Consider the following 8,360-nt stretch of genomic DNA (forward strand, 5'->3'; position numbering starts at 1 on the left):
GAGCTGGGGAGAGGGGGAGCTGGGGAGAAGAATAACACCATAAAAATCTCCTTGTCTCCTTGTCCCCTTGTCTCCTTGTCTCCTTGTCTCCTTGTCTCCTTGTCTCCTTGTCTCCTTGTCTCCTTGTCTCCTTGTCTCCTTGTCCCCTTGTCTCCTTGTCTCCTTGTCTCCTTGTCCCCTTGTCCCCTTGTCCCCTTGTCCCCTTGTCTCCACATCTGGAGTGCTTTATGCCAATTATTGACTTGCTCCTAGCTGTTTCTCTTGGTTTCTTGGCAGTTCTGTTACTGGGAAAGGCAACGTACAGTCAGCAGCGACAGCTAGAGGATAGCTTTTACCAACTACTCGAATCAGAAAATAGCTGTATCTCTCTGATTCAGTTAGCAGCTACGGCTAGGGTTGAGCCAGAAAAAGCACGGCAGTATCTGGAGCATCAGGCGCAAGTATTTAATGCGGTTCCGGAAGTTGATGCCGATGGGGATACCTTCTATCGCTTCCCCAAATTACATAGGCGTCCCTCTGCCGATATATGAACAAGAACGGTGAATCGTCTCCCCTGTTAGTCCGAGATGTTGGGGAACAAGGTGTCTTGGAACAATTGCAACGTTTCTGTCCGCCGGATGTGATTGGTGATGATGCAGCAGTAATCCCTTCCCCAACTCCCGGTCAATCCCTAGTTGTTACCACCGATGTTTTGGTGGATCAGGTGCATTTTAGCGATCGCACCACCAGTCCTGAAGATATCGGTTGGCGTGCCACTGCTGCTAATTTATCTGATTTAGCGGCAATGGGAGCATCTCCCCTCGGTATTACCATCGGCTTGAGTCTAACGGGTGATATTCCACTGAGTTGGGTTGAACAACTCTACCAGGGCGTCAGTCAGTGCTTGCAACCGTACAATACGCCTATTGTAGGGGGCGATGTCTGCCGTTCCCCAGTTATTTCAATTTCTATTACCGCTTTCGGTCAAGTGTTTCCCCACCGCACCATCCGCCGCTCAACCGCTAGAGTTGGGGATGCCATTATTGTTACTGGTGTTCACGGTGCATCGAGAGCTGGACTGGAATTACTGCTGAATCCAGAATGGGGTGAAAAATTAAGCGAAGCCGAACGAATAGATTTGATTCGCACTCACCAACGCCCTCAACCCCGGTTAAATGTCTTGCCCTTACTCTGGACTATTTCAGACACCCATCCCCAATTCCCAATAGCTGGGATGGATAGCAGTGATGGTTTGGCAGACGCGGTTGTGCAAATCTGTCGTGGGAGCGGTGTTGGTGCTCAACTAGAACGCACTCAAATTCCTCAGCCACCTATTTTGAGTCGAATCCTGTCTCCAGAGAAAGCTTTAGATTGGACGTTGTACGGTGGTGAGGACTTTGAATTAGTATTATGCCTGCCCGATGAACTGGCTAAGGTGTTGGTGGAACAGCTAGGTGAGGGAGCGGCTGTAATCGGTCACATTACAACGGGTCAGGACGTTTGGTTGAAGGATAGCACCGGAACTTATAGAGATGAGTTGCTGACTTTCAATCGGGGGTTTCAGCATTTTTGAATGTTGCGATCGCCACAGAAGGAGTGTAGAGGCGAGGAGAAGTTGAAAGTTATTGATATTACTCTTCGTTTCTGGTAATATTTTTTATTATGGGGTAAGTGTGCGCGTATATATAAGATTTTAAGAAAAAAGCGATCGCAGATTGGATCGTGAGAAAAAGTTGGAAGTGCGATCGCAATATCAAATCTAAAATTCTAAATAACTAAAAAAGGTCGGCGGCTATGGTTGCAACTCCAGTTATCCCGCAAGTGTTCTCCTTAGAAGACTATATGCAAAATCCCCCCGATGGTATGGAATGGGTGGATGGGAAACTTGTGGAGAAAAATGGGATGACGTTCAAGCATAGTGTGACTCAGGCTCGACTTACTTACTACTGGAGAAGTTACGCGCTTTCCAGTAGACAAGGGGGAGAAGTCCTCACAGAAGCACCTTGTCGCACGAATAAGCAAGGGCGTCGTCCAGATGTAGCTTATATTACGCCTGAATTGCTAGAAGAGTACGGCAAGTTTGATGTTTTACCTGTATCCTTTCCTTTAATTGCAGAGGTGGCTTCACCGACTGATTTAGCTGAGGATTTTTTGGCGAAAGCGACTGAATATTTAGAATCAGGTTGTCAGGAAGTTTGGTTAATTCTGCCAGAGAATAAGTGGATATTTGTGGTGACTCAAACTCAGCGAGTTTGGTTTACAGGGGGTGAGGTGGCGAGTACGCAAGTGGTATTGTCAGGGTTTAGTGTAGCGGTGGATGAGTTGTTGGCTTAATATATTTTGCACTAGCTATCGGTCAGCATGCACGTAGTCAATGAAGTAAAATCTCGGTTCTAGCCAAAATTTGAGCCAAGCGAACGCACCAAGACCTAAGAGAGCTACAGCCATTAGAGGTAAACCTAAACTCAGGCGCAGTGAATCCGGCATCACAGCAACACCGGAAATCGTAAGAATAAAGTTAACTAAAAGCACCATCTGCAAGCGCTGCAAAGTTTTCAAGGCACCTCGACAGCTACTGCAATGCTGGGTATGTTGTTTGTAGCGATTCAGCAATTCCTGACGGCTATCATCAATTGTCGTTTTTTCTGAACGACTCAGACCGACTTCATTCCAAGGTAGTTTTCCCTGGCAGTATACATCAAACCATTTCCTCCACTCAATAACTAAGCGATCGGCGCTTGTCGGCAGTTTGTAGACAGTTTTCCAGCTTTCGTCTGGTTGTCGCTGTTGCAGAAAGTGCTCTTGCTGATGGAGCAAAATCATATCGCCATCGAGTACCTGATTACGGATTTTGATATGATTCCACCACCGAGGGGTTAACTCATGAAGGGTTTTGGCAAAGTTGCGGGGAAACTGAGCGACAATCCTGGATTTACCTGGAGCTACGGGGATACAGTAGGTAATGAGTCCAAGCTGCTGCCCTTTATCGCCAAAACCGATAGCATACTCTAAGTGGCAGGGGGGTTCAAAGGTAATTTTGGTTTTAAAGCGTCCGACGGTAGTTGCTTCAATTCGATTGGATGTTGATTGCGTAATTTCTAGAGGAATAGGCATTGCCTTTTCTCTGTCACCCTGTACGCCGTGATGGGCAAAGGAGACATGACTCGGATCGGCTAAATTTTCCACCAGCGTTTGCCAGTCGTAGTCTAAGTCGCGCACCATCGATGACCAGACAAACCCTTTACTGGCATCCACTTGCGGTGAAAGAGGGCGGGGTGTAACAGCCGCTAGTTCTGCGGACTTGGCATCAAGCCAAACCCAAAGCAAATCATTTTCCTGGCAACAAGGCAGTGCAGCAGCACAGAAATTCTGTTGATTTTTGGCGACGAGTTGGGGATTTTCTGCTTGGGGAATATGGGTACAGAGTCCTTGTTCATCGAACTGCCAGCCATGATAGCTGCACATCAGATTACCTGTCTTCTCATCCACCCGTCCCTCGCTCAAGGGTGCGAGTCGATGAGGGCATTGATCTAAAAATACTCGATAGGTTCCTGACGAACCCGGTTTCCAGATAACCAGGCGGAGTCCTAAAACCGTGACGGGGGTGGGTCGTTTGGGGTCAAGGTCTTCGATTGGTGAGAGGGGATACCAATGCTGAAAGAAGTTAAATTCAGGTGACATAGGGCAACTTGTGTCAGGAATCCTGTAATAATTATCCTATTGAATCGCCTTTGCGGGGAATTTTCCTATTTGCGATCGCACCGAATAAACTTTGACGCGGCTATATACAAATAGTGATGAAGTATTCAACCCACTGGGGTAGAATCGTACACCTTGAGGCGAATTGAGAGACGAAATTTATAGATATACTGACATCACATTGAATCACTCTTTTGTGCAATGACGATTATCCGTGTACCGAAATCTTGGGAAATCCCAGAGCGAGAAGTCACTCCCGAAGCCGTTTATTTCAATCGGCGTCGCTTCCTGAAAACCTTAGTGGGTGCTGGCTTAGGGGGCAGCATCCTGCCGATTTTAGGGTGTCAAGGTTCTTCAGAGACTAACACAGCCCTAGCAGCTACTCTAGATCAACCCAACTTGAAAGCCATTGAAACCAATCCCGCATTCGCAGAGGTTGACCGACCGATTACTACTGAGCAGCTAGCCGGACAGTACAATAACTTCTATGAATTTGGCAGTGGTAAATCGATTTGGCAAGCAGCACAAGCCTTGCCAACTGACGAGTGGACGGTTGAAGTAACGGGTTTAGTGAAAAATCCCCGCACATATAATTTAGATGATTTACGCAAAAGGTTTCCCCTAGAAGAACGCATCTATCGATTCCGTTGTGTAGAAGCTTGGTCAATGGTACTGCCATGGATTGGATTTCCGATGAAATTGTTGATGGCAGAAGTTGAGCCAACCTCCAAAGCTAAATTCGTGCGATTTACCTCCTATGATAATCCTCAGATTCGAGTCGGTCCTTCTTGGTCGTTGAGTGGTAAGCTGCCTTGGCCCTACACGGAAGGACTCACTCTAGAGGAAATGGCAAATGATTTAGCGTTTTTTGCCGTTGGTATCTACGGTCATCTGTTACCAAAGCAGCACGGTGCACCAATTCGAGAAGTGGTGCCTTGGAAATACGGGTTTAAGGGAGCCAAGTCAATTGTCAAAATTGACTTTGTAGAAACTCAACCTGCCACGTTCTGGAATACGCTCATACCGAAGGAATACGGTTTTGAGGCGAACGTTAATCCGAGCAAGCCTCACCCTCGATGGTCGCAAGCAACGGAAAAGTTTATCGGCAAGGAACAAACTTTTTCCTGGGAAAAGCGGGAGACGCTTCCCTATAACGGCTATGGGGAATACGTGGCAAGTTTGTATAGTTGATTCTTAATGCAGAGATACAATAGCAGTTGCGATCGCTTTATGAGTTAACTCAACTTCACAGGTACTTTTCTAGGCAGTCATTATGTCCGACCTTTATGTTTCTTGGTCAGAGTACTATCAAAAAATCGAACAGTTAGCTGTTAATATCCATAAAACTAACTGGGATTTCAATCAGATTGTTTGCGTTGCTAAGGGTGGACTTCGAGTTGGGGATATTCTTTGCCGAATCTACAACAAGCCACTGGCAATTTTATCAGCATCATCCTATGGGGGAGCTGACAATCGCGTCCGAGGAATCATTACCTTTTCTCAGCATTTGGCGATGACGACGGAAACCTTAGGCAGTCGCGTGTTACTCGTTGATGATTTGGCGGATTCTGGCATCAGCCTCCGGGAATCAGTTCGTTGGCTAGAGCGCCACTATGGTGATGACATTGAAGAGATTCGTACTGCCGTTCTCTGGTATAAAGGCTGCTCTTGTGTTGTCCCCGATTATTATGTGGAGTACTTACCTGAAAATCCTTGGATTCATCAACCGTTTGAGCCATACGAATGCATGAGTCCTAGTGATCTGACAGAAAAGTACCTTATCAATTCTGAAGTCTGAAAAGATTAACGGAACTTTTCAATCCGACGTTTCTGCTGCTTTGAGCTGTTTGACGACTTCTGGATAATCGTTGAATTCTGCCAGCATGAGAGCCGTGTAACCTCCCTGATTTTTTGGGGTTATATCTGCCTTAGCATCAAGCAGAATTTTCACGACCTCGGTATACCCTCGATGAGCTGCCCACATTAGCGCCGTGGCACCTGCACTATCCCGTTGATTGACTTGAGCACCTGCTTTTAGGAAGTGTTGTACGAGTGCGGTGTCACCTCGATCGGCGGCTTTCATAAGCAAAGTTTTCCCGGCTGCACCCTGTCTGTTGGCATCTGCTCCGGCATCTAGTAAAACCTGAACGGTTTGCAGGTGTCCCTCAGATGTGGCTAGGGTAAGGGGAGTTTCATGTTGATTGGTTGCGTTGGAATCTGCTCCGTTTTGCAGTAGAGTCCTGGCAATTTCTGTGTCACCGTGCAGTGCTGCCAGCATTAAGGGCGTGTCACCGAGCTGATTTCTGGCATGGACATTAGCTCCTCGCTGGAGCAGGGCTTCTACCACTTCCGTATGACCTTCTACTGTGGCAAGATGGAGTGCTGTTTCGCGATCGCCATCTGTGGCATTAATGTCAGCACCGATATCCAGTAACGCCTTAACAGCGCCAATATGACCTCCAGCCGCTGCTGCCATTAGCGCAGTTCCACCAGCCTGGTTTTGCAGGTTGGCATTCGCACCCGCCGCGAGTAAGGCTTTTACTACGTCTGTGCGACCTTGGTCTGCGGCTAATATGAGAGCGGTTTCCCCTTCTTCATCTTGGAAGTTGACTTGGGCTCCAACGGTTAATAATTTCTGGACTACTGATAAATATCCCAATTCAGCCGCTTGCATCAGAGCGGTTCTGCCATCGACATCCGGGGTATCAACACTTGCTCCTTGGTCTAATAGTATGCCTACCATCTGAGCGTGACCTGCGCTGGCAGCTAGGGTTAATATCTCCCCGCTAGTTGTGGCATCAGCACCGACTGCGAGTAAAGTTTCCACGACATCGGCATGACCTTGTTCGGCGGCTAGGCTCAAGGCACTATCGTCATCCTTGTCTTTCACATTGACCTCGGCACCAGTTTCCAGCAAAACTTGCACGATCTTGAGATAACCTTTGTGCGCTGCCACCATCAACGCTGTACTGCCATCATCGTTTTTGGCGTTGACTTCAGCACCGGCAGCTATCAGCGTTTGCACAGTGTCAACCCGATCGGCAGCTACTGCCAGCATTAAAGCTGTTAGACCATACCGCTTTCTGGGTCGGTTAATATCGGCTCCGGCATTGAGCAGCAAGCGCACGATTTCGGTATAGCCTCGCTGGGCAGCAAACATCAATGTCGTGGTGCCGTCGCGATCGCTGGCATTGACATCAGCCCCTTGAGCCAGCAATGCTTGAATTTGAGGAAGATTGCCACTTTGAGCTGCTCTTAGCAGTAAGAGGTCTGGGTTAGAGATCATCGGCTCGTGCAAGGTCTAAGAGAGCGTTGTTAACTTACCGCCAAATCGGAGCTTTGACAAGTACCTCCAAGAGGGATTGGGCTATTTGCTGGTCAGACTTTAGAGTAAACTAAGGCTATGATCTGTTAACTTTTATCAAGATACTGAGAATCGCTCCAACGCTACTATGAACCTTGAAATCCCAGAATCCGTAAAAGTCTACTCCCAATTCCTTCACCCGATTTTAATGTGGGTACTGCTGGCAGGATCAATTTATGCTCTGTATCTGGGTCTAAAAATCCAACAGACGCGCAATGCAGAGGGTGATACCAAGAAAGAACTGATTAAGGGTAAGTATAATCTCAGACACTATCAAATCGGTTCAGCGCTGTTAGCGTTTATGGTCATTGGTGCGATCTCTGCCCTGGCTGTAACTTATATCAATAATGGCAAGCTGTTTGTCGGTCCCCACTTGGTGGCAGGCTTGGGTATGACGGCACTCATTGCCACTGCTGCGTCCCTTTCGCCGTTTATGCAAAAGGGTCAGATGTGGGCACGTTACACCCACATCGTTTTGGGTGTTAGTTTGTTAGGACTCTTTGGCTGGCAAGCCGTAACGGGCATGGAAATCGTGCAGAAGATTATTAGTAAGATGTAGCGCCATTCCATTGTAGTGCAGGCATCTTGCCTGCACGGGTTCTAGAGCCTTGTGTCATTTTTGAAGAGGATCAAAGAAAGTAAGAAAGGCAGGATATCTGAGGAGATTCAACAACATTTAGCTTTGCTACTCCAGTCATGCTTATTCAGCAAGCCCTAATTAATCCATCGGTTGTTTTTCTCCGACTTATTCAGCAAGCCCTATCTTATGACAAACTCTGGTAGAGACGTTCCGGCGGAACGTCTCTACTAAATTCATATATGTCCTAACCGTCTTGGCAGTTGCTATATTATTGCCAGAGAAGAAACGGTTCTGACTTTTATTCTCAGGAAAGCCAGGTTACTCACGAATTTGTAAGTTCTGGAAAAGCGATCGCTCTATACACTCAGAGCCTGATCGCTTCCCAAATGGTCATCAGAGCACCTTAAGTTTAGAAGGTTTGCCCCACATAAACAGACCTAACTTCGCCATTGCGTCGAATGACGGCTTCCTGATTAGCAACAGAAACTAGGGTCCAGCCACTAGAACCGATAGCTTCACCAACATTAATCCGTTGAGTAATACCATCAATTTCAAATAAGACGGCAGAGCGTTCCCCCAGTTCCAGCAATCCCACAAGGGTATGGTTGACAGGAGGGGGAGGTGGCGGAGTCGGAGAAGCTGGAGCAACGGCAGTTGGCGTTGGAGGTATTGGGGTTGGGATTGTTGGTACGGATGCTAGGGGTGATGGCAGTGGCGGGGCTGCTGCTTGAGGAGAAG

General features: G+C 47.5%; 8 protein-coding genes and 1 pseudogene. 6 read left to right on the forward strand and 3 right to left on the reverse strand.

Annotated elements, in window-relative coordinates:
* Positions 1-227: 227 nt before the first annotated feature.
* The 3 genes from IQ257_RS27940 to IQ257_RS27950 all read left to right on the forward strand — a co-directional run bounded on the left by IQ257_RS27940 (position 228) and on the right by IQ257_RS27950 (position 2,313).
* Complete coding sequence (locus IQ257_RS27940; protein ID WP_193881519.1) at positions 228-530, forward strand: hypothetical protein; 303 nt, start codon at positions 228-230, stop codon at positions 528-530.
* The gene (gene thiL, locus IQ257_RS27945) at positions 527-1,552 is read left to right on the forward strand and encodes a thiamine-phosphate kinase (protein WP_193881522.1); all 1,026 of its coding nucleotides are present in this window, start codon (positions 527-529) and stop codon (positions 1,550-1,552) included. The genes IQ257_RS27940 and thiL overlap by 4 nt, the downstream gene beginning before the upstream one ends.
* A gap of 221 nt (positions 1,553-1,773) precedes the next feature.
* The gene (locus tag IQ257_RS27950; protein ID WP_193881525.1) at positions 1,774-2,313 is read left to right on the forward strand and encodes a Uma2 family endonuclease; all 540 of its coding nucleotides are present in this window, start codon (positions 1,774-1,776) and stop codon (positions 2,311-2,313) included.
* 15 nt (positions 2,314-2,328) lie between these two features.
* Here the strand turns inward: IQ257_RS27950 and IQ257_RS27955 are convergent, their stop codons facing one another.
* Positions 2,329-3,660 (reverse strand): Rieske 2Fe-2S domain-containing protein, encoded by a 1,332-nt coding sequence (locus IQ257_RS27955; protein WP_193881544.1) that lies wholly within the window; start codon positions 3,658-3,660, stop codon positions 2,329-2,331.
* Between the two features lie 219 nt (positions 3,661-3,879).
* On the opposite strand from IQ257_RS27955, the gene msrP reads away from it, so the two are divergent.
* Positions 3,880-4,869, forward strand: a complete 990-nt coding sequence (gene msrP / locus IQ257_RS27960) for a protein-methionine-sulfoxide reductase catalytic subunit MsrP (RefSeq protein WP_193881547.1) — start codon at positions 3,880-3,882, stop codon at positions 4,867-4,869.
* An 82-nt stretch (positions 4,870-4,951) separates the two neighbouring features.
* Complete coding sequence (locus tag IQ257_RS27965) at positions 4,952-5,476, forward strand: phosphoribosyltransferase (protein WP_193881550.1); 525 nt, start codon at positions 4,952-4,954, stop codon at positions 5,474-5,476.
* An 18-nt stretch (positions 5,477-5,494) separates the two neighbouring features.
* Here IQ257_RS27965 and IQ257_RS27970 read toward each other — a convergent pair whose 3' ends face one another.
* Positions 5,495-6,964, reverse strand: a complete 1,470-nt coding sequence (locus IQ257_RS27970; RefSeq protein WP_193881553.1) for an ankyrin repeat domain-containing protein — start codon at positions 6,962-6,964, stop codon at positions 5,495-5,497.
* A 166-nt stretch (positions 6,965-7,130) separates the two neighbouring features.
* Here IQ257_RS27970 and IQ257_RS27975 point away from each other — a divergent pair, with 166 nt between their 5' ends.
* Positions 7,131-7,601 carry a DUF4079 domain-containing protein gene (locus IQ257_RS27975; protein WP_193881556.1) on the forward strand — a complete coding sequence of 157 codons (471 nt, stop codon included), beginning with the start codon at positions 7,131-7,133 and terminating at the stop codon, positions 7,599-7,601.
* Positions 7,602-8,031: 430 nt separating this feature from the next.
* On the opposite strand, the pseudogene IQ257_RS30475 reads toward IQ257_RS27975, so the two are convergent.
* A pseudogene (locus tag IQ257_RS30475) lies at positions 8,032-8,360 on the reverse strand (hypothetical protein); the annotation flags it as partial.

The sequence above is a fragment of the Coleofasciculus sp. LEGE 07092 genome (genome assembly GCF_015207375.1).
Taxonomy (GTDB): domain Bacteria; phylum Cyanobacteriota; class Cyanobacteriia; order Cyanobacteriales; family Coleofasciculaceae; genus LEGE-07092.

Coding starts and splice junctions, on each gene's coding strand:
- IQ257_RS27940 (WP_193881519.1), top strand. CDS start 228: ATGCCAATTATTGACTTGCTCCTAGCTGTTTCTCTTGGTTTCTTGGCA.
- thiL (WP_193881522.1), top strand. CDS start 527: ATGAACAAGAACGGTGAATCGTCTCCCCTGTTAGTCCGAGATGTTGGG.
- IQ257_RS27950 (WP_193881525.1), top strand. CDS start 1,774: ATGGTTGCAACTCCAGTTATCCCGCAAGTGTTCTCCTTAGAAGACTAT.
- IQ257_RS27955 (WP_193881544.1), bottom strand. CDS start 3,660: ATGTCACCTGAATTTAACTTCTTTCAGCATTGGTATCCCCTCTCACCA.
- msrP (WP_193881547.1), top strand. CDS start 3,880: ATGACGATTATCCGTGTACCGAAATCTTGGGAAATCCCAGAGCGAGAA.
- IQ257_RS27965 (WP_193881550.1), top strand. CDS start 4,952: ATGTCCGACCTTTATGTTTCTTGGTCAGAGTACTATCAAAAAATCGAA.
- IQ257_RS27970 (WP_193881553.1), bottom strand. CDS start 6,964: ATGATCTCTAACCCAGACCTCTTACTGCTAAGAGCAGCTCAAAGTGGC.
- IQ257_RS27975 (WP_193881556.1), top strand. CDS start 7,131: ATGAACCTTGAAATCCCAGAATCCGTAAAAGTCTACTCCCAATTCCTT.